Genomic DNA, 23481 nt, shown 5'->3' with positions numbered 1-23481 from the left:
CCCTGCTATACATCATTTGGTAAGCCGACATTCCATTCCTGTATAGTCCTATCGCACTCCCCCCGCCACACATGCTACAAATAATCCGCCAGCCGGATTTTATCCTGCCCCGGAATATAGGTTCTCCGGTACTGTTCCCGGTGGGCGAGGGGGCAGGTGGCGTCGATGCCCATTTTGGCCGATACGCCGCGCAGATTGTGCGAGGGCTCGAGCGGTGAGCCTTTGGCTCCCGGCACGATGAACAGGTCGAGGTCGGCCTGCACCCGGGTGGCGATGGCCCACTCGACATCGAGCGGGTCCAGCAGACTGACATCCTCGTCGACCACCACGGCATGCTTGAGATCCTTATCCCCGGCAAAAGCAGCCAGCAGTGCTGTCTTCCCGTCGCCCTCCTGAACCTTGCGGATCTGGATGACGGCGTGATAGCGTCCGACTCCGCCCATGGTGATGTGCACAGCCTGCACGCCCGGAACGACTTGGCGGACAGAGCCGAGCAGGGCGACTTCGCGGGCGATAGCCATCGGCAGCTTCTCCTCATAGCTGGCCGGCAGAATGGTCTGCCAGACGGAATCGCTGCGGTGGGTGACGGCCGAGATTTCGACCACCGGCTGCTCGGTCCGCGGGCCGTAATAGCCGCCGAGCTCGCCGAACGGGCCCTCCGGCTCGCGTATACCAGGCAAAATCCGGCCCTCGAACACAACCTCTGCTTCCGCCAGCACCTCCAGATCGACCGTCCGGCACCGGACGACCTCCAGCGGCTGGCCGAGCAGGGTAGAGGCCACCTCCAGCTTGTCGGTGTGGAACAGATGCGTGCTGATCTGCGAAGCCAGCACCACTGCCGGGACTACCCCGAACATAAAGGCACACTCCAGCGGCTCGCCGCGTGCCTCAAAATCCTTATACTGCTGAAACAGCTCCGGCGAAGAGATGAGAATGCCGGTCCGGTTCCCGTCCAGCAGCTGCATCCGCCGGATGGAGGTGTACCGCTTGCGGCCGTCCTCACCCTTGACGACCATGACGCCAGAGACGTAATAAGCGCCGCTGTCCTCCGCGTGATACGTACAGACCGGGAACAGCTCCTGCAGGCTGATCCTGCTGGTGATTACCTGCTCCTGCACCGGGGCCTGCTGCACCAGCCGGGTTGGCGTAGGCTGGACAATCGCAGCTATCAGCTTGGGCAGCAGCTCCTCCGGAGTCATATCCATGCTGTCAGCGATCAGCTCCTTGGAGCCGCCGAGGCCAACAGCCATCGGTCCGGTGTAGCCTTTGACCTTCTCGAACAGCAACGCCTGCTTACCCCGGGCAGCCTTCACCACAGCGCCAAGCTCGAAGCGCGGGTCAACCTCCCGGCGGATACGCAGCAATTCTCCGCCCGGCTCCCAGCGGTGAAGCAGTTGCCTGATATTGACGGCTGCCATTAGCTCTCCCCCCATCTTTTCATCAGCTGATGCTCAATGCCGAACGCATCCAGCACTCTGGCATTCATGAAGTTCACCAGCTCCCAGATCTCGGTCGGGTGATTATAGAAGCCGGGAGAGGCGGGCACAATGTCTGCACCCGCGCGGGCCAGCCGCAGCATATTCTCCAGATGGATCAGATGCAGGGGGGTCTCGCGCGGGACAATGACCAGCCGGCGGCGCTCCTTCAGTACAACGCTGGCGGCCCGGTTCAGCAGGGTATCGCCCATACCGTTAGCGATAGCGCCGAGTGTATTCATCGAGCAGGGGATGATGACCATCCCGTCCGTTTTGAATGAACCGCTGGCTACGGGGGCGAACAGGTCTGTGTTGGACAGCACGGTTCCGTACTGCTCCAGCTCCTGCAGCTGAATGCCGCATTCGTACCCGAGCACATTCTCCCCGGCGCCGGTAGCGATGATATAGGTTTCCACACCAAGCTGGTGCAGGCTGCGGATCAGGGAATAACCGTAGATGGAGCCGCTGGCTCCCGTGATAGATACTACAATTCGCATAAGCGGCAATCTCCTTTAGCAGAGAGCTTAAATGTCCATGTTCTCACTCGTGTATAACAAAAAGAAGCCGCTGAAATAGAGAGGGGTTCTCTAATCAACGGCTTCCGGCAATCTGTGAACAGATATAGGGCTAACCTTAGTATAAATGCGGCGCATCAGGATAAACCGAAATGCAGCCTGCTATTCAGATTATTCAACTTGCTTCATATAGATTCCGGCTGCTTGAATTCCGCAAGATAAATCCTGCTTCATTGTTCGGCACCGGTATCACAGATTACAACGGTACAGGCCCAGGCTGTCAGGGGATCATAGTCCCTGAGTACGCCCGCAACCGGCAGCTCCAGCTCCTCGGCCAGCTTCTTCTGGATGCGCCGCTTGAATTCCTGATGCAGCGCAGCATCCACGGACTGCTTGAGCTCCGGATAATGCTCCTCAAGGGCGCGCAGTGCAGCAACCCGCTGGTGCTTCACCAGAAACATGATCATGGTCTCATTGGCAGCCTCCAGACGGAGCTGGGTTACACCGACGCCGTAGAGCTCCTTGTGGACCTCGTTGTAGCAGCGGGACAGCTTCTTCTTGTATTCATTGGAGGAGAGCAGCAGAGAGACGTTCAAGAAGATCACTCCCCTGTAATGATATCTTACGTGAAACGGGTGATTCAGCACTTAAGTGCTGTTTTTTCAATAAGATAAACTTCATTATAGAGAAAATCCTGCCAAAGTAAATGACTTATGTTACATTATATAACTTTACTGCGGACACGGAAGGTACGGGGGGAGAAGCCGACCTCTCTTTTGAACATATTACAGAACTGGGCATCATTCACGAATCCGGCTGTGGCGGATACCTCCGAAATATGCATTTGGGTGTGCAGCAGGAGAGATTTGGCATAATTGATGCGTTTTAGTAAAAGATAACGGTGGGGCGATTCACCAAAGCGCTCCTTAAACAAATGACGGAACCGGTCATAGCTGTACCCGGACATTTCCGCCAGTGACTGGACGGACAGCTTTTGACGGTAATGCTCCTCCATATAGTTGAGCACATACTGCATCTGGTCCTGTACCGGGGACTGGAAGCCGGAGCCGCCCAGCAGCCGCTGCAGGTGTACTGTTATTTCGCTCATCTGCAAATTTAAAAGCTCGGAGAAGCCCTCACGCTTGCGCTTGAATTCCCCGTTCATCCGCACCAGCGTCTGCAGGACAGTATGCTCCTTGTCATCTTCAAATACGCCGGACAATGTACTGATTGCCGGGTTTTCACAATGAAAGCCGACGAACAGTACCTCGGAGCGGGGCTGGTGATTCTCATCATGCTTAAAATTAGGCGGGATCAGCGCAAAGGAGTGCGGCCGGAAGTGATAGCTGCGCGGTCCGATGCTGCAGGTGCCGAGCCCGTGAATGTAATAAACCAGCTCGAAGCATTCATGCTGATGGCGCGGGATATGGGTATCTGCTTCATGCTCCGCATTTACAATATATAGGACTCGATCCATGTTGATCCTCCTTCTCTTTTTCATTTAGCCGAATCGTGTAAAAAAATGACCGAATGTATATAAAAGTTTGTCTCTGTATTTGCTATGATCGTATCAATTAAACGAAAGATTCGCAACCTGACTGGCCATCTTGTTCGGGAATTGACCGTTTAGTTGACGAAAAACCACCTTTTTTATCACTGGATGTAAGCTATTCATAAAATTTCAGTCGTTTTATGAATTTGCATAAAATTGTTTGCCGCATAACAACAGAACAAAACGTGTAATTGGGGAAGTCAGACGTTTTACAAGGTCCATCAATATCAAACAGGGGTGTGAACAGACAAAATGAAAAAGAATGTTCTTACATTATTGCTGCTTATGGTAATGGTACTCGTCACTGCTTGCGGAAACAACACGGCTAACAATGGAAACGCGGCGGATACCGGCAACGATGCAGCAAATAGCGGAAACGCCGGATCGGGCGATAAGCTGAAGGTTATACTGCTGATTCCCGGAACGCTTGGAGATAAATCCTTCTTCGACGCTGCCAACAACGGCCTGCAGAAAGTGAAGACAGAGCTGGGCGCGGAGACTAAAGTCATCGAGATGGGCAATGACAAAACCAAATGGGAGCCTACCTTCAACGATATCGCTGCTGAAGACTGGGATGTTGTGATTTCCGGCGGATCGGAAATTACTGAAATGTTCAATATGACGGCAGAAGCGAATCCGGATAAAAAATTCATCAACTACGATACAGACATCGAAGAAGCACCGGCTAATATGTATAACATGTCTTACTCCACTAATGAAGTCTCCTTCCTGGCAGGCGCAACTGCGGCACTGGCTACACAGTCGGATATGCCGAATGCGAACCCGGATAATGTCATTGGTTTTGTCGGCGGTATGGATATCCCGGGTATCAACGCGTTCCTGGTCGGCTACATTCAAGGTGCGCAATACGTTGATCCTGATGTAAAAGTAGCTGTGTCTTATGCGGGCGATTTTGTTAACCCTGCCAAAGGCAAGGAATTGTCGCTGATCCAATACAACTCCGGTGTTGACGTGATCTTTAACGTAGCCGGCGGTACCGGTCTTGGTATCTTCGATGCTGCAAAGGAAAAGACACGTTATGCAATCGGCGTCGATTCTGACCAGGCCATGCTGCTTAAAGATACAGACAGCGAAAAAGCGGACCTGATCATCACCTCTGCAATCAAAAAAATCGACAGCGCCATTCTGGGCGCCGTAACTAAGCTTCAGGACGGTACACTTGAAATGGGCAAACGCGATGTACTGGGCTTCGTTGAAGACGGCGTAGGCATTGCTGAAAATGACATCTACACCAGTGTATTCCCTGCAGATCTGCAAGCCAAGGTTGAAGAAGTGAAGCAGAAGCTGATCAACAAGGAAATCACAGTAGACAACGCAATGGGCATGGAGACTTCAGAGGTTGAAGCGATCCGTAATGCTGTTAAGCCTTAATTAAATTTAATCATTAACCGGTACGCCGTATCTCCTGCAGTTGGGATTCCTTCCTTAAGAAGAATTCCAGCTGCCTATTTTTGCAGAAAAACAGTCTAGTTGAAAGGCGTTGATAACCCGTGGAACACGCGCTGCTGGAAATGCGGGGAATAACCAAGGTGTATCCCAATGGCGTCGTTGCCAACAAGGATGTCCACTTTAGCCTGCGCGAAGGAGAAATTCATGCCATAGCGGGAGAGAACGGGGCGGGCAAATCGACCCTGATGAAGATTATGTTCGGAATGGAGGAGCCGAGTGAAGGCGACATCAGCGTCCGCGGGGAAAAGGTGAAGCTGCAGTCCCCGCAGGATGCAATCGACCGGGGCATCGGCATGGTCCATCAGCATTTCATGCTGGTACCTTCCTTTACGGTAGCCGAGAATATGGTGCTGGGCATGGAGCCGCGCAAGGGTGTTGGCTTCAACTACAGTGAAGCGGTCCGCCTGACGGAAGAGACGGCGCGTAAATACAATCTGGCTGTAAATCCTAAGGCGAAGGTCGAGGATCTTACCGTCGGGATGAAGCAGAAGGTGGAAATCCTGAAGGCACTGGTACGGGGCGCCAAAATCCTGATCCTGGATGAGCCGACCGCTGTGCTGACTCCGCAGGAAACCGAGGAGCTGTTCGTTGAACTCCAGCATCTGAAGGAGCAGGGACATACGATTGTGTTCATCTCCCACAAGCTGAAGGAGGTCAAGGCTATCTGTGACAGGATTACCATCATGCGCGGGGGCCGGAGCGAAGGGGTCTTCGAGACCCGGGACGTCAGTGAACAGGAGATATCACGGCTGATGGTCGGCCGGGATGTCGTGCTGAAATACGAGAAGGATAATGTACCTTTCGGCAAGCCGGTATTGTCCGTAAGCAATCTGGCAGTCCACGACAGCCAGGGCAAGGCGCTGCTGGAGCAGGTCAGCTTTGCAGTCCGCGAAGGGCAGATCGTCGGGATTGCCGGAGTGGAAGGCAACGGCCAGAACCAGCTCGTTGAAGCGCTCACAGGCGGGCTGCATGCTGTATCCAGCAGCGGAACGGTAAAGGTCAACGAAACGGATATCCTGGCAGCCGATATTCTGCGCATCCGCAGCCTGGGCGTATCTTATATTCCCGAGGACCGGATGCGCCAGGGCGCTGCCGGGGATGCCAGCATTTCCGACAATCTGATCTCGACCCGTTACCGGTCGAAAGATATGAATAAGGGCCCGCTGCTGAACGGCAAACGGATCGCTGCACTTGCCGCAGCACTGGTGGATGAATTCAAAGTACGGTGCTCAGGCCCGCAGCAGCCGATCGGCATGCTCTCCGGAGGCAACATGCAGAAGGTCGTTGTTGCCCGGGAATGCTCTACCAGCCCGCAGCTGCTGATTGCCGAGCAGCCGACCCGGGGCGTCGATATCGGTGCAGCCCAGTTCATCCACCAGAAGCTGCTGGAGCTGCGCTCCGCCGGCAGCGGGATCGTGCTCTTATCGGCTGATCTGAACGAAATACTGGAGCTGAGCGACAGTCTCCTTGTCATGTATGAGGGAGAGATTGTAGCCTACTTTGAGAATCCGTCCAAGGTAAGCGAAGAAGAGCTGGGCTTATATATGCTGGGCATCAACCGTCAGGACAAGCAGCAGATCGGGAGGGCCGTGAACCATGTTTAAAGTCAAATATTTTGAGGTGATCCGGACGGCGGCGGTCATACTGATTGCGCTGGCCATCGCCTTTATCATTATTTCTCTGGTCAGCGACCAGCCGCTCAAGACGATCGGAATTTTTCTGTGGGAGCCCATTTCCACCAAGGGGCATATCGGCAACGTGATCGAAATGGCAATTCCGCTGATGTTCACCGGTCTTGCCGTGTCCCTGCTGTTCCGGGCCAATATGTTCAACCTCGGTGCAGAAGGTATCTTCTATTTCTCCGGTGTAGTGGCTTCAGTACTGGCGATTCATCTGAGCCTGAACAGCTGGTTTCATCCGGTTGTAGCGATTGCAGCGGGCTCCATTGTCGGAGCGCTGCTGTCGGCGATCCCCGGTATTCTCAAGGCCAAGTGGAACGCTAATGAGCTGGTTACTTCACTGATGTTCAACAACATTTTGTTCGGAATCGGACTCTATCTGCTTAACTATCATCTGCGTGATGCGAAGGCTTTTGCCAATGTATCCTATAAATTTCAAGAGACAGCCCGGCTGAGCAAAATCTTCACCGGCACACGCATCCACACCGGTCTGATTGTTGTGCTGGTGATGATCGTTCTGGCCCACCTGTTCCTGTACCGGACCAAATGGGGCTATGAGCTGCGGATGACCGGTGTGAACCGTGATTTTGCCCGTTACTCGGGGATGAAGACAGCAAAGGTAATCATTCTGGTCCATCTGATCGCCGGCTTTATTGCCGGAATGGGCGGCTCAGTCGAAGTGCTGGGAATGTACAACCGGTTCCAGTGGGCCTCTCTGCCCGGGTACGGTCTTGACGGTGCGCTGGTGGCGATGCTGGCTAAGAATAACCCGCTGTCCGTTATCGGCTCTGCCTTGTTCCTGGCTTATATCCGTATCGGCGCTGATATGATGGCCCGTCTGTCCGATGTGCCTTCCGAGATGATCTCGATCATCCAGGCGGTTATTATCCTGCTGATCTCCGCAGAGCAATTCCTGAAATTCTGGAAAAACCGGATGCTGCTGAAGGAGGCGAAAGCGAACGCATGAACAGTCTGCTGAATGTGATTTTAACGACGGACTTTGCCTTCTCGCTGCTGCGTGTAACCACACCTATTCTGTTTGCCGCACTGGGGGCGCTGATCTCCAACCGGGCCGGCATTATTAATATCGGGATGGAAGGGATCATGCTGGTCTCCGCCCTGGCCGGGGTCATTGTCAGTGCGTATACCCAGAGTGCCTGGGTAGGCCTGCTTGGCGCGGTATTATCGGGAACACTGATTGCCGGTGTACTGGCCTTTTTCACCCTGAAGTTTAAGACACATATTATTCTCGGCGGGGTAGCCATTAACATGTTCGCCTCAGGCGGTACAGTGTTCATCCTGTATCTGCTTAGCGGAGATAAAGGCTCCTCCACATCCCTTGCGAGTAAGGTGCTGCCGAGTGTTCAGCTTCCGCTGATACAGGATATTCCTGTACTTGGACCGATTCTGTCAGGCCACCATATTCTGACTTACATCTCCATTCTGGCTGTGGTGGTCGTGTATTATCTGCTGAACCGCACGCCTCTCGGGCTGCGTATCCGTTCAGTCGGCGAGAATCCGCATGCGGCCCAGTCGGTCGGGGTCAGTGTGGTCCGGATTCAATATACGGCGCTGCTGCTCAGCGGGTTTTTTGCCAGCCTGGGCGGAGCCTACATGTCGATGGGCTATCTGTCACTGTTCACGCGTGATATGATCGCCGGCCGGGGCTGGATCGCGATTGCCGCAGAATCCATGGGCCGCAGCACGACGATCGGGACGGCGCTGACTTCGCTGCTGTTCGGGGCGGCTGATGCACTGTCCAATGCGCTTCAGGTGCTGAAAATTCCGGCCGAGCTGATTGCTACGCTGCCTTATGTGGCAACTGTGATCGGTCTGGTCATCTATGCGGTCTCCGAGACCCGGAAGAAGAACAAGAAGGTTAAAGGACCTGTGGTGAAGTAGCGGGGAGCCGCTTCAGACAAGGATTAACTGCTGAGAAAGACATAAGGGGGAGAACAACGATGCCAAGACCTATAATTATTGACTGCGATCCCGGGCATGATGACGCGATTGCAATTCTGCTGGCGCTGGCCCACCCGGAAGAGCTGGAGATCCGGGGCATTACAACGGTAGGCGGAAACCAGATTCTTGATAAAATAACGGACAACGCCCTCAAGGTGCTGAGCTTCGTTAATGCGGACATCCCTGTTGCCAAAGGGGCAGCAGGACCGTTGTTCGGCAAGCTGGTGACGGGGGAGGAAGCGCACGGGGAATCCGGGATGGACGGCCCGGTGCTTCCGGCCAGCAAGTTCAAGCCGGTGGAGCAGGGCGCGGTTGAATTCATGCTCGGGCTTATCCGCGCTTCGGAGGAACCGGTCACTCTGGTGCCGCTGGCGCCGTTAACCAATATTGCGCTGCTAATTACTGCTTACCCGGAAGTAAAGAACAAGATTAAGGAAATCTCGCTGATGGGCGGGGGGCTGGCTTACGGGAATGTGACCAGCACCGCTGAATTCAATATCTTTGTTGATCCGGAAGCCGCGCGTATTGTCTATGAATCGGGCATTCCGATTGTGATGAGCGGGCTTGATGTGACGGATAAGGCGGCGATTTTTGAGGAGGAGATCCTTGAGCTGAAGCAGAAGGGCCCGGTGTCCGTTATGGTCGGTGAGCTGCTGGATTTCTACTCGATCTATGGCAAAAAAATGGGCTATGTCGGCAATGCGCTGCATGATCCATGCGCCGTTGCCTGGCTGGTACACCCGGAGCTGTTCCAGTCGGAGCATCTCTATGTGACGGTAGAAACCGAGGGCAAGCTGACCCGCGGCATGACCGTGGCTGACCGCAGAAAGAAGCCGGACCGCCAGCCGAATGTGCAGGTGCTGACCGGTGTTGACCGTGAAGCCTTTATGAAGCTGCTGTTCGATTCACTGGAACGGCTGGACCGGAAGCTGAGCGCGGCAGCCGGGGTAAATAACTGATGGCTGGCTGGGAGAATTTGCAGGAGACGGTGAAGTTCGAACTGCAGCAGCGGAACGAGGAAGGCTGCCGGACGGACGGAATCGCTGAGAAGCTTGCTGCTGCCGGAACAGATGATAGCAAGCTGATGGAGATCTACCGCGAGCTGATGCAGCTTCAGGTGGCTGAGGATTTCCCGTATCAGGAGCCTTCCGGGCTTAAGGAAATTCGCGCCTTGCGTCCGGAGGGACCGCGAAGGCTGGACCCTTCATGGACGCCGGAACAGTGGAGAGACAAGTTCCACGGGGCGTGGCTCGGCAGAAGCATCGGCTGTGCGCTCGGCAAGCCGCTGGAGCATTGGGATTATCTGTACGGCAAGGACGGGCGTCCGGGCTGGGAGAATATCGAGCTCTGGTTCCAGGGCGCGGATGCCTGGCCGATTAAGGGGTATACGCCGGACAATTCCAGAGCGGAAGCGGAGTATGGCCTTGGTCTTAGCGCCTGGTCCTTCACCAGTACCCGGGATAAGATCAGCTACATGGAGAGTGACGACGATCTCCGTTACACGGTCCTCGGGCTGCTGCTGCTGGAGCAGAAGGGGCTTGACTGGGACGCCTGGGATATCGGCAAGCTGTGGCACGGAAATTTGACCTACGCCCAGGTTTGCACGGCAGAGACGCAGACTTACATGAATTTCGCCGCTGAAACCTCCCATATGCATAAGGAGAAGCCGGCTGACTGGGCACAGCGGCTGGAGCGGGTGCGGATGCATCTTAATCCGTACCGTGAATGGATCGGCGCGGCGATCCGGGCAGACGGACTGGCATACGGAGCTGCCGGCCATCCGGAGCTGGCCGCCGAGCTGGGCTGGCGCGATGCATCCTTCTCCCATGTGAAGAACGGAATCTACGGCGAGATGTTCAATGCGGCCATGATCTCGGCAGCCTTCGCTGAACAGGATAACGAGCGGATTCTGGAGATTGGCCTCAGCGAGGTTCCGGCCAAGAGCCGGCTTGCCGAGGCGGTGCTCCAGGGGATTGATATTGCCGGGTCAGCCAAAAGTGAACGCGAGCTGGTCAGCCGTATCTGGGACAAGTTCAGCCATTATGATCCGGTACATACGGTCAATAATGCTGCGCTTGTTGCTGCGTCACTGGTCTATGGCGGTAATGATTTTGAGAAGGCGGTAGTCACCTCGGTCTACGGCGGAATGGACACGGATTGTAACGGAGCTACGGTTGGCTCGATCATGGGGGCGAAGCTGGGGGCAAGCCAGCTGCCGGTGAGCTGGACGGCACCGTTGAACGATACGCTGTATGCGGACCTTCCCGGCTTCCATCCGATTGCCATTACGGCCTGTGCGGAGCGGAGCTATCAGGTGTTTCTGAAGCTGCGCGCAGAGCTTGAACAGAGATAAGCTGCTTATAGAACATATATGAAACGCTCTTTGCAAGAAGCGGACGCTATAATGTCCCTTCCGGCAAAGAGCGTTTTTTATGATGGGTCCGGCAGGCTGGCGGCAGCTCCTAATGAAATCAAAACAGAAATATGTCACAGAAATAATGAACTATGTTAGCATAATCTATAGTTATTTGGTTGAGCAGTTAACTGATAAGATGCATACAGAATCAATAGGAGAGGAGTGCGGTTCATGCTGAAGGCGCTGATTGTGGATGATGAGCCCTGGGTACTGGAGGGGCTGCGGACTATGGTGGACTGGGAGAAATCCGGCTTTGAGCTGTGCGGAGAGGCATTGAACGGGCCGGAGGCGCTGCGGCTGATTGAGCTGCATCAGCCGGACCTTGTACTGACGGATATTAATATACCCGTATTTAACGGCCTGGAGCTGATCACCCGGCTGAATCAATCGATGGACCGGCCGCCCCGGTTTGTAATTCTGAGCGGCTATGATGATTTCCAGTATGCCCGGACAGCCCTGCGCCAGCGGGTGGAGCAGTATCTGCTGAAGCCGGTTGATGAGGAAGAGCTGGAGGACCTGCTTAGCAGGCTCTATAGTATAATCACTAATGAAATCGCTTCCATTAATAAGCAGCAGCAGAAGCAGGCAGGAATCATCGGCAGCATGCTGAACCGTCTGATTCAGGGTGAGGATGAGGAGGAATTCCGTCTGATGGCATCCAGCCTGATCAGGCTTCCCGCAGATGCCGAGCTGCTCGGTATTCTGGTCGATCCGCCGTCAGCGGCAGGGCATCTGCGGCAGCTGGTGAACCGCTATTTTCCCGCTGAGCTGACGTGCAGCTTTCAGGACAGTGCTGAACGGGCGGGCCTGCTGCTGCAATCGGGAGGGGTCTCCCGGGAGAGCCTGAAGGCCGCTATCACAGGCCTGCAGCAGGAACTCGAGAAGCTGTCGCAGCAGCCGGTGGCGGTGATGGTCAGCGACCGAATGAACGGCATCGAATCCGTTAAGGAGATTTACCTGCAGATGCTGGAAATGCAGAAGCTGAGGTACAGTGCAGAGCAGGGAGGCGTGTATTTACACAGTGAGTTCAGGCGCAGCAGCAGAGATGGAGGCAGGGAGCAGGTCACCTTTACAGAGCTGCTGGACAAAGTCAAAGCAGGTGAGCTGCAGGAGATTGAACCGTGTGTAAGGGAGATCTTCCGGCTGTACTCGCAGCAGCAGCATGCTGTGGAAGCTGTACAGGCCGGTATTGCCCATCTGGAGATGAACCTGTGCAGGCTGGCGGCTGAGCATAGCGGAGATCCGGCAGCGATGATGAGAGGGCATCAGGAAGCCTGGGGCAGTCTGGGGGAGCTCAGTGATTATTCGCGGCTCGGAGCTTATGTAAGCGGTCTCTGCAGAACGGCGGCACTATATCTGGCTCAGCTGCAGGAGGCAAATGAGGGGAACACCATCTATAATGTCATCCGGTATGTGGATCAGGAATTCCGCAACAAGCTGCAGCTTCAGGAGCTGGCCCGAGAGTTTCATATGAACCCGGCCTACCTCGGACAGCTGTTCCGCAAAGAGACCGGACGCAGCTTCAGCGAATATCTGAACGTCAAGCGGATTGAAGCAGCCAAGGCGCTGCTCAAGCGGACAGAGCTGAAAATTTCCGATGTGGCGGCCCAGGTCGGGTTCAGCAACACAGATTATTTTATCGACAAATTCAAGGGAATCACAGGCGTTCTGCCTTCTGTATACAAGAACGCTGATCACAGCAAGCAGCTCTAGGAAAGCCGGGTGCATAATCCATGCTCAAAAAAAAGCTCCGCTTCAACAATATCGTCAATGACATTCCGCTGAATTATAAGTTTATTCTGATCTACATCGTGGGTGTGCTGCTGCCTATTATGGTCATTAACCTGGTATTTCTCGGCCGGATTACAGACCTTATCAAGTCGAGGGAGGAGCAGAATCTGGAGATTTCCCTGGAGCGGGCAAGAAAGGATATTCATGATTTTATTGAGGGCGGGGTCGCCGTCAGCTATACCCTGTCCACAGACAAGAACCTGTATGAAATGCTGGACCGTCCCTATAAGGATTCCATTGAATTTTATGACGCCTATGATGAGGAGCTGCGCGACCGGCTGTACAGTTTCATGCCTGTTAACAATCAGATTGAGCGGATTACGGTATACACTGCCAACCAGTCTATTGTATCCGGCGGCAATTATCAGGCCATGAACGCAAAAATCCGGACAAGCGGCTGGTACAGGCAAGCCGAGTCTTCCAGCAATCAGGTGGTTGTAGCCGCCTACCGGATAAGTGAGAACAGTAACTCTTCCACACCGATGCTGAGCATCGTGGACTGGATGGATCACTACAACTCGTTCGGCACTTATGAGAAGCTGTCGCGGATTGATCTCGACCTCAGTGAGGTGTATGACATCATTGTCCGGGAAAAGGATTATCTCAGCCTTTATCTGGTCAATGAGCAGAATCAGATCGTCATGTCAGAGGCGAGCGGCTACCAGCATGTAACGGATGAGCCTTACCCGCTGTTTGTGCAGCCTGAGAGCGGAGACCAGGAGGTGCATATTCTGCCTATCGGTACGGCCAATTATCTCAAAGGCTGGCGGATAATCGGCATTACGCAGGGCGAGCGGATTGCAGAGGCCGTTCTGGATATCCGGGTGTATGCGGCGGTGCTGGCGACCACGGTCACGCTGCTGACTTCAGCTTTTATCTATGTGATGCTGCGCTCCTATAATTACCGGGTGAAGCGGCTGGCCCGGCATATGCAGAAGGTGAGCAACGAGAAGTTCGAGCTGATCATGATTGACGAGGGCCGGGATGAGATCGGCGGGCTGATTCATAATTTCAACCGGATGACCTCACGGATCAATTCGCTGATTAACGACGTATACAAGCTGGAGATCCAGAGTAAGAACCTGGAGATGGAGCGGGTGAGGGCAGAGCTGAATTTTCTGCAGAGCCAGATGAATCCGCATTTTCTGTTCAATACACTGAACGCTATTCTCGTTGTCTGTACCAAGAACAAATATGATGATGTGACGGATATTATCAAAAGCCTCTCCAAGCTGCTGCGCAGGCTGCTCAGATGGAAGGAGGATCTGGTGTCCCTTCAGGAGGAAATGCAGTTTATCGAAATGTACCTGAAGATTGAGAAATTCAGATTCCGCGACAAGTTCGATTACCAGTTCGAAATTGAAGAGCAGGCGCTTGCTTACAAAATACCTAAGCTGAGCATGCAGCCGCTTGTTGAGAACTCCTGCAAGCACGGCCTGCAGACCATAGAGGGCCTTGGGGTGATCCGAATCAGGGCGGCTGCGCGGGAGGAACGTCTGCAGATTACCGTATCAGATAACGGAAAAGGGATGGACGCTGCCAAGCTGAAGGAGCTGCTGCATAATATCCGCACCGAGGATTCCTCCGGGCTGAATATCGGAATGCGCAATGTATACCGCAGGCTGGAGCTGTATTATGCGGATCAGGTTACTTTTGAAATCATCAGCGCACCGGATGAAGGGACATCCGTGTCGTTTGGTATCCCGCTGAGGCTGCTGGAGCGGATTCATCCGCCGGGAGGAGAGTGAAGGCTGTGACAACGTATAAAGTGCTGCTGATTGATGATGAGCCAAGCGCTCTGGAGGCAATGGAGCTGTGGATTGACTGGCAGGCATTAGGTTTTGAAATTGTCGGGACCTGCGCGAACGGCCAGGCGGGACTGCAGATGATCCGGGAGCTTGCACCGGATCTTGTCATTACAGATGTGAACATGCCGCTGCTCAGCGGCCTGGAGATGGTTGCTGCCTGGCAGCGTGCAGGAGGACGGGAGACCAAGTTCGCTATTCTCAGCGGCTACAGCGAGTTTGAATATGCCCAGACGGCAATCCGGTACGGCATCCATCACTATCTGCTGAAGCCGGTATTTCCGGAGGAGGCCGGGGAAGAGCTGCGTCAAATCCGCCTGGAGCTGGAGCAGGAGGCACACAGCCGCAAATGCCGCCAGCTGGCCGCTTCGGAGGAGACAGCAGCGGTAATCAAAGGGCTGCTCCTCGGACAGCCTTCTGTGCAGGCCACACCGGAGCTTCCTGCCGGGCTGCAGGCAGACCCCGGCAGCTGGAGTGTATGCCTGATCCAGACGGAACAGCAGCATTATGCCGAGGTCAGAGTCCGGGCTGCCGGGCTGCTCACGGGTATTACGGGGGCGGTTCTGGCAGATATGGAAGCAGGCAGCTGTGCGATTGTGTTCGGGAGTGCTTCAACTGAGGAGGGCCGCAAGACGGTTATGAGAATAGCGGATGCACTCCGGCAGGGATGCCCGGATATTCCGTTATTTATTGCAACCGGTGACAACGCGGCTGTACTTAACAGCATTAATCACTGCTACCAGACAGCTAAAGAGACGATGCAGCATTTTTTTTACAGAGCTCCAGCAGCCGGATTGCTGATGTATGAGGAGATCCGAAATATCCCTTTCAGCAGCGATTATGATCATCTCAAGCTGGCTGATGAACTGGCCGGGTTCGTCAATACGCTGGACCTGCCCGGCTTCCGGAAGGCAGCGGCCAGCGCGGCCGTCAGCTTCCGTGCGAAGCATGTGTCCCCCGGTACTGTGAAGAAATTCATCATCCATCTGGTCTACCGGATACTTGAGCTGGCTCCGCTCCCTGAGGAGGATACGCCCCGGGAGAATTACCGGGAGGACCGTCTATCCGGGCTTACCAGTCAGCTGCTTACGCTGGACAGGCTGATGAAGCATCTGCTTACCGCTGCTGAGACAGGGATCGGACTGCTGCTGCAGGAGCGGGACAGACGCTCGCATGATGTTGTAAGAGATATCAACCTCTACATCCGGGAGCATTACCGTGAGAGCCTGACCATTCAGCGGCTGGCGGAAATCTTTTATCTGCACCCTGTATACCTGGGCCAGCTTCTGATCAAAAAGAACGGAATGGGCTTCAATGTGCTTCTGCATAACCTGCGGATTGAAGAGGCCGTGAAGCTGCTGGAGGAGCCGGGGCTCAAGCTGTCGGAGATTGCCGAGAAGGTGGGTTATGCCAATTACGGACAGTTCCTGAAGCAGTTTGAGAGAAAAATGCATCTGTCCCCGAATGAATACCGGCAGGCAAAGTTCTAAAGTTTTTGGGGTTATACCTTTAATTCAGCTGTATTTTACGCCTGGAATCACCTCTATAATTTATGAATGTAAGTGCTTACAAAAAAGCGTAACCAAAAATATGGAGGTGCTTTATGGGGGGCAAGTCAAAACGGACGTTCAAGTTATCCCTGATCACGCTGTTATCCCTGAGCTTTGCACTCGCCGGCTGCGGCGGCAATAACAACGGTAATACCAAGGATAATGCCAAGGGTGAAGAGACCGGTGCGGCCCAAACCGCCGGAGCTGCGGATACGGGCGACAAAATTGAGCCGTTCAACATCAGTGTGTTTCTGGGCGAAGCCGGCCAGCAGCCGACACCGGACAATAAAATTTATAAGAAAATTAAAGATGAGACGGGTGCCAGCTTCAATTTTGAATTTTTGGCAGGCGACATTAACCAGAAGCTGGGCGTTATGATCGCCGGCCAGGATTATCCCGACATGATGACAGGAAATACGAAGCTGACTGCAGCGGGGGCATATATTCCGCTCGAGGATCTGATCGAAGAGCATGCTCCGAATCTAAAAGCGCATTATGCAGAGTACTGGAACATGATGAAGGACCCTAATGACGGACATATCTATATCCTGCCTAACTACGGGGTATACAACGGCAAAGTAAACAGCGCCTGGTATTCAGGCCCGGCCTTCTGGATTCAAAAGGCAGTGCTTAAGGAATTCGGCTATCCGCAGGTCAAGACACTGGATGAGTACTTTGATCTGATTGAGAAATACAAAGAGAAATATCCGAAAATTGACGGCAGTCCGACGATTGGCTTCGAAATTCTGAATTATGACTGGAAAAACTGGGGACTGTTCAATGCGCCTCAGCATCTGATCGGACATCCGAACGATGGCGGGGTCGTGGTCAAAGACGGTGTGGCCGAGATTTTTGCAGACAAGGATTATGCCAAGCAGTACTACCAGAAGCTTAATGAACTCAATCAAAAGGGTCTGATCGATAAAGAGACCTTTGTGCAGAACTACGACCAGTATATGGCGAAGCTGTCCAGCGGAACCGTTCTGGGGATGTTTGACCAGCACTGGAACTTCAACGCTGCCGAAGATTCCCTGACCACCCAGGGCAAAATCGAACGTACCTACGTCGGGCTTCCGCTCGTATACGACAAGGCTACCAAAGACTATTACCGTGACCTTGCGGTCCTGAACCTTAATAACGGCTTCGGGATCAGTATCAACGCCAAGGATCCGGTGAAAATTATCAAGCTGCTCGACACCCTGATTCAGGAAGAATGGCAGAAGACCTTCTCCTGGGGCGTTGAGGGCGAAGATTACATCGTAGAGAACGGCAGATTCATGAGAACACAGGAACAGCGCGACAATGCAGCCGATGCTACCTGGCAGCTGGCCAATAAAGCCAAGTCACTCTTTAGCTACCTGCCTAAGATGGAGGGAAGCTTCAGCGACGGTAACTCTACCGATGCAGCAGCACAGCCGGAAGAGTATAAGGCAGGGCTGAAGCCATTTGATAAGGAAGTCCTTGATGCTTACGGCTACGATACTTATGTGGACTTCTTCAGTGAGCCGCCTGCCAACCCGGTCTATTACCCGGCCTGGTCGATTGACCTGGTTGAAGGATCCGATGCCAAAATAGCCAACACCAAATTAAATGAATTACAGACCAAATTCCTTCCTAAGGCGATCCTTGCGAATCCGGAAGAATTCGATGCTGTATGGACCGATTATGTCGGACAGATCCAGAAAGCCAACGTGAAGGCTTATGAAGACAAGATTAATGAGCAGATCAAATGGAGAATTGATACCTGGAGCAAGTAATGAATACGCAGTAAAACAGCAGGCGGAGGGCCGTTGCGGCCTTCCGCCTGCTCCAATAAACGAGGAGCGGGGAGACAATTACTATGGCTGAGACCTTAGAAACAGAAATAGCCGTCCGGCATTCCAACCGCCGCAAAAAGAAAAAGCGGCCGGTTACCTGGTCGCTGATCAAAAGCCAGAATCAGCTGATCTGGATGTCAGTGCCTTTAATGCTCTACATTATCCTTTTTGCCTATGTGCCCGTCTGGGGCTGGACGATGGCCTTCCAGAATTACCGGCCTGCCAAGTCTTTCAGCGAACAGGAATGGGTCGGCTTCAAGCAGTTCAAATTTCTGTTTACCGACGATAATTTTCTGCGTGTCCTGCGCAACACCTTGTCCATGGGGATCATTAACCTGGTGCTCGGATTTGTAACGGCGATTGTGCTGGCACTGCTGCTGAATGAAATTAAAAATGTGCTGTGGAAAAGAACGGTCCAGACCATCTCCTATCTGCCGCATTTCCTGTCCTGGATTATCGTTACCGGCATTGTAGCGACCTCACTGTCGATCAATGACGGGATTGTAAATATTGTACTAATGAAGCTGCATCTGATTAAAGAGCCGATTCTGTGGCTCAGTGAAGGCAAGTACTTCTGGGGCATTGTAGGTGCCTCGCATGTGTGGAAGGAAGTCGGCTGGAATACGATTATTTATCTGGCAGCTATTGCCTCGATTGACCCGGCGCTGTATGAGGCTGCGGAAATCGACGGGGCGAGCCGCTACAAAAAAATGCAGTTTGTCACGCTGCCCGGCATCAAAGCAACCATTGTCATCCTGATGATCATGTCCATCGGACACGTGCTTGAGGCAGGCTTTGAAGTTCAGTATCTGCTCGGCAACGGGCTGGTTGTGGACTGGGCGGAAACGATTGATATTTTTGTCCTAAAATACGGGCTGGCACAAGGCAACTATTCACTCGCAACCGCAGGCGGTATCTTCAAAACGGTGGTCAGCGTAACCTTGCTGCTGATGGCTAACGGTATTTCCAAGCGGCTTGGGGAAGAGAGGTTGTTATAATGATGGATAACCGGCAGATTAGCCCCGGGCACAACACAGGCATGAGAGTGAGAAGAAGCATCGGCAAAGGGAAGCTGGAGCCTGTGCTGTTCACCACCTTTAATACAGTATTTATGATTTGTCTCGTGATTGTTACGTTATATCCGTTCTTGAATACCATTGCCGTTTCGTTTAACGCGGGGAATGACACAATCCGCGGCGGCATTTACTTATGGCCGAGAGCCTGGACCATCCAGAATTACAAGGCGATCTTTGCCTCCGGCACGATTTATGATGCTTTTCTGGTTTCTGTAGCGCGGACGGTGCTGTCGACAGTGCTGAATATCTTTCTGACGACCATGCTGGCCTATACGCTGAGCCGGCGGGAATATGTCTTCCGCCAGCCGATCACCGTAATCTTCGTGCTGACGATGTATTTCAGCGCCGGTCTGATCCCGAGCTATTTTCTGATCAAGGACTTGAACCTGATTAACAGCTTCTGGGTGTATATTTTCCCGTCGATGATCAGTGCCTTCAATATGATCGTTATCCGGACTTACATCGGTACCATACCTGAAAGCCTGATGGAGTCAGCGAGAATTGACGGAGCCGGAGATTTCAAAATCTTCATGAGGGTGGTCTTCCCGCTGTGCAAGCCGGTGCTTGCCACCATTGCCCTGTTTGTTGCGGTAGGGGCCTGGAACTCCTGGTTCGATGCGTTTATCTACACCTCCTCCCGGCAGCACCTGAGCACGCTGCAGTACGAGCTGATGAAGCTCTTATCCTCGACGATGAACTCCAACAGCAACCCGAACGTTGCCGCCGGGGTAGGGATGGACCAGGAATCCGCGCGGGCGCTGGTGACACCGCTGTCGATCCGGGCCGCGATTACAGTAGTCGCTTCGGTTCCGATCCTGCTCGTGTATCCGTTCATGCAGAAGTATTTTGTGGTTGGTCTGAATGTGGGGAGTGTTAAGGAGTAGGATCTTAAGAAAGCAGCCGGACTCCAAATTCAAAGTATACTCTGGAGTCGCTTTAATCCAAGTTTACAGCGTGCTGAGTGATCCGATTTAAGTGGAAATTGGCGACCTATTTTGCGGCTACAGGCTAGAATTTGAGTATTAGGGGGAAAAAGGTCATCTAAATCTGCTGTTTTCGCCACTATTAGGGCTTACGGGCTGAAGTAGGTGGAGGTTTTCCGACTAATTCGCAAGAGACTCGGATTCAGTGAAATTAGGTGGCAAAAATCCAATTAAAGTGTAGGCCCGGCCCGTAATCTCCGGCAGATATAAGTGCCTTTATCGACTAAAAGGAAGGTTATTACATGGAGATGAAGCAATCATTCATAAAGTATACGAACCCGGTGCTGCCGGGTTTTTATCCTGATCCGAGCATTACCCGGGCAGGAGAGGATTATTATCTGGTCTGCAGCACCTTTGAATATTTTCCCGGCGTTCCGCTGTTTCACAGCCGTGATCTGATTCACTGGAAGCAAATCGGCCATGTGCTGGACCGGATCAGCCAGCTCGACATCCGTAATTGCGGCAGCTCTGACGGGATTTATGCGCCGACGCTCCGTTATCACGACGGGGTTTTCTATATGATTACAACAGATGTGAGGGGCAGGGGCAATTTCTTCGTAACCGCTGCTGACCCCAAAGGCCAATGGTCTGACCCTATCTCCGTCCCTTATGGCGGTATTGATCCATCGCTTATGTTCGATGAGGACGGCAGAGTCTATGTAACTGCTCAGCAGGGTGCAGGCTATGACTCGCACATCATCCAGTATGAGATTGATATTGCCACCGGAGCAGCGCTGACTGAACCTGTGGTGATCTGGAACGGGGACGGCGGGCCGTGGCTGGAGGGTCCGCATCTGTACAAGATTAACGGGATGTACTATATCATGGCGGCTTCCGGCGGAACGGCCAAGGAGCACCGCGAGATCATCGGCCGCAGCAGCTCGCCGTACGGTCCGTTTGAGGAATGGGCCAAGCCGATTCTGACCCACAGGGAGCTTGAGCATCCGATCCAGTATCTGGGTCATGCCGATCTGATCGAAGGACCGGACGGCGGATGGTGGGCGGTCTTTCTTGGTGTACGTCTTGGGGAGGACGGCTACGGTGTGCTTGGCCGGGAGACCTATCTGGCCCCGGTGAGCTGGAGTGAGGACGGCTGGCCGCTGATTGATAACAATGAGGGTACGGTCGGGCTGGAGATGTGTGTGGAGCGGCCTTGTTACAGTGACGGGGAAGAGGAAGAGGCAGCCGGGAGCGGCTGCAGGCTACCTAAGCTGGAGGCTGCGGGTGAGCTTGATAAGTTAAGTGAAGCTGGGATCAGCCTGGATGAAAAGGTGCGGAGGAGCGTTCTTTATAGCGGGCGGTATGAGTTTGACGATCGTTTGCTGCCCCATGATTTGGTCTTCCTGCGCAACCCGGCTGAGCACAGCTGGTCGCTGGAGGAGCGTCCGGGCTGGCTGGCGCTGAAGGGGCAGCCGGCCGGACTTAGCGATACCGGCCAGACAGCCTTTGTCGGCCGCAGACAGCAGCAGTTTAATGCAGAGTGGAGCACGCTGCTTGAGCTGGAAACTCAGGAGGACGGTGCGGAAGCCGGATTGTGCGTCAGAATGAATGAGCGGGCCCATTATGAAGCAGGGATGATTGTCAGGGACAGTCAACTGCTGGTGTTTGCACGGCTAACGGTGAGAGGGCAGACGGAGCTGGCAGCGGAGGTTCCGGTAAACGAATCTGAAGGCAGGGTTTTTCTGAAGATTACCGCAGATTACCGCGAGTACCGTCTGCTTTATTCCATGGACGGTAAGGAGTGGACCCGGCTTGCAGCAGGTGCAGCATATGAGCTGTCACCGCAGGCAGCGGAAGGAAATGCTTTTACCGGAGTAGTGGTTGGCATGTACGCGACGGGTAACGGCCGGGAGATGCCGGGCATTGCTTATTTCGACTGGCTGGAATGGCAGGCTTGAGCGGCTGCGGTTACATCTGCATGGCTCATGGCAGTGAAGGCTGACTATACTTGCGGAAATTTTATTGCGGGAGGGTATTAGGATGGGAGATAACAGCTTTAGCGGGCTTTCGTTAAAGGACTTGTTCACTGATGATTGGAAGATCGGCGCAGCGGTGAATCCGCTCACGATCCGCTCGCAGGAGCAGCTGCTCGCCTATCATTTCAATAGTATCACTGCCGAGAATGAGATGAAGTTTGAAAGTGTGCATCCGCAGGAGGCGGTATACACCTTTGAACAGGCGGACGAGCTGGCGGCATTTGCCCGGAAGCACGGATTGTCGATGCGCGGTCATACCCTGGTGTGGCATAACCAGACGAGCGATTGGCTCTTTACAGACGGAGCAGGCGCGGCAGTAAGCAAGGAGCTTCTGCTGTCACGCCTAAAGTCACATATTGATACAGTAGCCGGGCGTTACCGGGGGCAGATTTATGCCTGGGATGTCGTCAACGAGGTAATCGCTGATGAAGGTCCGGAGCTGCTGCGGCCCTCCAAATGGCTGGAAATCGCCGGACCTGAGTTCATTGCTCGGGCATTCAAATATGCCCACGCGGCTGATCCGCAGGCGCTGCTGTTCTACAATGACTACAATGAGAGTCATCCGCAGAAGCGCGACAAAATCTATACACTATTGAAGTCGCTGCTGGAGCAGGGAGTGCCGGTCCACGGTGTCGGCCTGCAGGCCCACTGGAATCTGTACGACCCCGCGCTGGATGACATCCGGGCAGCGATCGAGAAGTACGCCTCGCTCGGGCTGCAGCTGCAGCTTACCGAGCTGGATATGTCCCTGTTCCGCTTTGACGATAAGCGGACGGACCTGTCAAGCCCGCCGCCGGAGCTGCTTGAGCTCCAGGCGGAGCGGTATGACGCGGTATTCCGGCTGCTCCGGGAATACCGTGAGGTCATCTCGTCCGTCACCTTCTGGGGGGCGGCGGACGACTACACGTGGCTGGACAACTTCCCTGTCCGCGGACGCAAAAACTGGCCGTTCCTGTTCGACGAACAGCACCGGCCAAAGCCTGCGTTCGATCGGCTTGCTGCGCGCAGCCGCTAAGCTGTAATAGAATAAGAGAGCGGAGTTAGCTTAGCTCCGCTTTCTCTGGTTGAATAAGAGCTGGTTTGTTAAAGTCACCGGTTAGAGTTTATCGACTTACTGACTAGAGGCAATCCAGATTTGTTAACAAACGTATAGGTTCAATCTAATTATGCTTATGCTCTGAGTGAGGCTTATTGGATGCAGTTAAAGTAACAGTAACTATACAAGTTAGATAGCGGTCTCCCGTTTATGGAGGCCGCTATTTTGTTTATGTAGTTAAGTAACCTAAACTGGCCTGTGGGACTAAATGAGAGGCAAAATGCGTTTGACTGAAGTCAAACTCCAGGTTAAGGCCGCCGGCTGAAAGCCGGGCCTCGAGCCCGCCATTAAAGGGAAAAATCCCTTTAATGCGCCGAA

At 53.7% G+C, this 23481-nt stretch carries 18 protein-coding genes; 14 read left to right on the top strand and 4 right to left on the bottom strand.

Annotated elements, in window-relative coordinates; all coding sequences use genetic code 11:
- Nucleotides 1-74: 74 nt before the first annotated feature.
- The 4 genes from BN3772_RS02295 to BN3772_RS02280 all read right to left on the bottom strand — a co-directional run bounded on the left by BN3772_RS02295 (nt 75) and on the right by BN3772_RS02280 (nt 3467).
- A complete protein-coding gene (locus tag BN3772_RS02295) occupies nt 75-1418 on the bottom strand; it encodes a UbiD family decarboxylase (RefSeq protein ID WP_042196226.1) in 1344 nt (447 codons plus the stop codon).
- Complete coding sequence (locus BN3772_RS02290) at nt 1418-1972, bottom strand: UbiX family flavin prenyltransferase (protein WP_042196223.1); 555 nt, start codon at nt 1970-1972, stop codon at nt 1418-1420. Before BN3772_RS02290 ends, BN3772_RS02295 begins: the two co-directional genes overlap by 1 nt.
- A gap of 248 nt (nt 1973-2220) precedes the next feature.
- Nucleotides 2221-2586, bottom strand: a complete 366-nt coding sequence (locus BN3772_RS02285; protein WP_052380339.1) for a Na-translocating system protein MpsC family protein — start codon at nt 2584-2586, stop codon at nt 2221-2223.
- 125 nt (nt 2587-2711) lie between these two features.
- The gene (locus BN3772_RS02280; RefSeq protein ID WP_042196218.1) at nt 2712-3467 is read right to left on the bottom strand and encodes an AraC family transcriptional regulator; all 756 of its coding nucleotides are present in this window, start codon (nt 3465-3467) and stop codon (nt 2712-2714) included.
- A 327-nt stretch (nt 3468-3794) separates the two neighbouring features.
- Here BN3772_RS02280 and BN3772_RS02275 point away from each other — a divergent pair, with 327 nt between their 5' ends.
- The 14 genes from BN3772_RS02275 (at nt 3795) to BN3772_RS02210 (ending at nt 23082) form a co-directional block, all read left to right on the top strand.
- Complete coding sequence (locus BN3772_RS02275) at nt 3795-4934, top strand: BMP family ABC transporter substrate-binding protein (RefSeq protein WP_042196216.1); 1140 nt, start codon at nt 3795-3797, stop codon at nt 4932-4934.
- Nucleotides 4935-5053: 119 nt separating this feature from the next.
- Nucleotides 5054-6616 carry an ABC transporter ATP-binding protein gene (locus tag BN3772_RS02270; protein ID WP_086074354.1) on the top strand — a complete coding sequence of 521 codons (1563 nt, stop codon included), beginning with the start codon at nt 5054-5056 and terminating at the stop codon, nt 6614-6616.
- Nucleotides 6609-7658: an ABC transporter permease gene (locus BN3772_RS02265; protein ID WP_042196214.1), complete on the top strand. Its 1050-nt coding sequence runs from the start codon at nt 6609-6611 to the stop codon at nt 7656-7658. The genes BN3772_RS02270 and BN3772_RS02265 overlap by 8 nt, the downstream gene beginning before the upstream one ends.
- Nucleotides 7655-8593 carry an ABC transporter permease gene (locus tag BN3772_RS02260; RefSeq protein WP_042180737.1) on the top strand — a complete coding sequence of 313 codons (939 nt, stop codon included), beginning with the start codon at nt 7655-7657 and terminating at the stop codon, nt 8591-8593. Before BN3772_RS02265 ends, BN3772_RS02260 begins: the two co-directional genes overlap by 4 nt.
- Nucleotides 8594-8652: 59 nt before the next feature.
- Nucleotides 8653-9612 carry a nucleoside hydrolase gene (locus BN3772_RS02255; RefSeq protein WP_042196212.1) on the top strand — a complete coding sequence of 320 codons (960 nt, stop codon included), beginning with the start codon at nt 8653-8655 and terminating at the stop codon, nt 9610-9612.
- The gene (locus BN3772_RS02250) at nt 9612-11006 is read left to right on the top strand and encodes an ADP-ribosylglycohydrolase family protein (RefSeq protein ID WP_042196210.1); all 1395 of its coding nucleotides are present in this window, start codon (nt 9612-9614) and stop codon (nt 11004-11006) included. Before BN3772_RS02255 ends, BN3772_RS02250 begins: the two co-directional genes overlap by 1 nt.
- A gap of 234 nt (nt 11007-11240) precedes the next feature.
- Nucleotides 11241-12782, top strand: a complete 1542-nt coding sequence (locus BN3772_RS02245; protein ID WP_042196208.1) for a response regulator — start codon at nt 11241-11243, stop codon at nt 12780-12782.
- A 20-nt stretch (nt 12783-12802) separates the two neighbouring features.
- Nucleotides 12803-14608, top strand: coding sequence for a sensor histidine kinase (locus tag BN3772_RS02240; protein WP_042196206.1), 1806 nt, complete (start codon nt 12803-12805; stop codon nt 14606-14608).
- A 5-nt stretch (nt 14609-14613) separates the two neighbouring features.
- Complete coding sequence (locus tag BN3772_RS02235) at nt 14614-16155, top strand: response regulator transcription factor (protein ID WP_052380338.1); 1542 nt, start codon at nt 14614-14616, stop codon at nt 16153-16155.
- 113 nt (nt 16156-16268) lie between these two features.
- Complete coding sequence (locus BN3772_RS02230) at nt 16269-17972, top strand: type 2 periplasmic-binding domain-containing protein (RefSeq protein ID WP_042196204.1); 1704 nt, start codon at nt 16269-16271, stop codon at nt 17970-17972.
- 83 nt (nt 17973-18055) lie between these two features.
- Nucleotides 18056-19030: an ABC transporter permease gene (locus tag BN3772_RS02225; RefSeq protein ID WP_042196202.1), complete on the top strand. Its 975-nt coding sequence runs from the start codon at nt 18056-18058 to the stop codon at nt 19028-19030.
- 2 nt (nt 19031-19032) lie between these two features.
- The gene (locus tag BN3772_RS02220; protein WP_086074364.1) at nt 19033-19992 is read left to right on the top strand and encodes a carbohydrate ABC transporter permease; all 960 of its coding nucleotides are present in this window, start codon (nt 19033-19035) and stop codon (nt 19990-19992) included.
- Nucleotides 19993-20333: 341 nt separating this feature from the next.
- A complete protein-coding gene (locus tag BN3772_RS02215) occupies nt 20334-21989 on the top strand; it encodes a glycoside hydrolase family 43 protein (protein ID WP_042196200.1) in 1656 nt (551 codons plus the stop codon).
- Between the two features lie 82 nt (nt 21990-22071).
- Nucleotides 22072-23082 carry an endo-1,4-beta-xylanase gene (locus tag BN3772_RS02210; RefSeq protein ID WP_042196198.1) on the top strand — a complete coding sequence of 337 codons (1011 nt, stop codon included), beginning with the start codon at nt 22072-22074 and terminating at the stop codon, nt 23080-23082.
- Nucleotides 23083-23481: the final 399 nt, after the last annotated feature.

The organism is Paenibacillus camerounensis, assembly GCF_000723885.1.
Lineage (GTDB): Bacteria > Bacillota > Bacilli > Paenibacillales > Paenibacillaceae > Paenibacillus_AQ > Paenibacillus_AQ camerounensis.
The sequence above is the reverse complement of the archived record's forward strand: the minus strand, read 5'-3'. Positions and strand labels throughout refer to the sequence as shown.

Coding starts and splice junctions, on each gene's coding strand:
- BN3772_RS02295 (WP_042196226.1), bottom strand. CDS start 1,418: ATGGCAGCCGTCAATATCAGGCAACTGCTTCACCGCTGGGAGCCGGGC.
- BN3772_RS02290 (WP_042196223.1), bottom strand. CDS start 1,972: ATGCGAATTGTAGTATCTATCACGGGAGCCAGCGGCTCCATCTACGGT.
- BN3772_RS02280 (WP_042196218.1), bottom strand. CDS start 3,467: ATGGATCGAGTCCTATATATTGTAAATGCGGAGCATGAAGCAGATACC.
- BN3772_RS02275 (WP_042196216.1), top strand. CDS start 3,795: ATGAAAAAGAATGTTCTTACATTATTGCTGCTTATGGTAATGGTACTC.
- BN3772_RS02265 (WP_042196214.1), top strand. CDS start 6,609: ATGTTTAAAGTCAAATATTTTGAGGTGATCCGGACGGCGGCGGTCATA.
- BN3772_RS02260 (WP_042180737.1), top strand. CDS start 7,655: ATGAACAGTCTGCTGAATGTGATTTTAACGACGGACTTTGCCTTCTCG.
- BN3772_RS02255 (WP_042196212.1), top strand. CDS start 8,653: ATGCCAAGACCTATAATTATTGACTGCGATCCCGGGCATGATGACGCG.
- BN3772_RS02250 (WP_042196210.1), top strand. CDS start 9,612: ATGGCTGGCTGGGAGAATTTGCAGGAGACGGTGAAGTTCGAACTGCAG.
- BN3772_RS02245 (WP_042196208.1), top strand. CDS start 11,241: ATGCTGAAGGCGCTGATTGTGGATGATGAGCCCTGGGTACTGGAGGGG.
- BN3772_RS02240 (WP_042196206.1), top strand. CDS start 12,803: ATGCTCAAAAAAAAGCTCCGCTTCAACAATATCGTCAATGACATTCCG.
- BN3772_RS02230 (WP_042196204.1), top strand. CDS start 16,269: ATGGGGGGCAAGTCAAAACGGACGTTCAAGTTATCCCTGATCACGCTG.
- BN3772_RS02225 (WP_042196202.1), top strand. CDS start 18,056: ATGGCTGAGACCTTAGAAACAGAAATAGCCGTCCGGCATTCCAACCGC.
- BN3772_RS02220 (WP_086074364.1), top strand. CDS start 19,033: ATGGATAACCGGCAGATTAGCCCCGGGCACAACACAGGCATGAGAGTG.
- BN3772_RS02215 (WP_042196200.1), top strand. CDS start 20,334: ATGGAGATGAAGCAATCATTCATAAAGTATACGAACCCGGTGCTGCCG.
- BN3772_RS02210 (WP_042196198.1), top strand. CDS start 22,072: ATGGGAGATAACAGCTTTAGCGGGCTTTCGTTAAAGGACTTGTTCACT.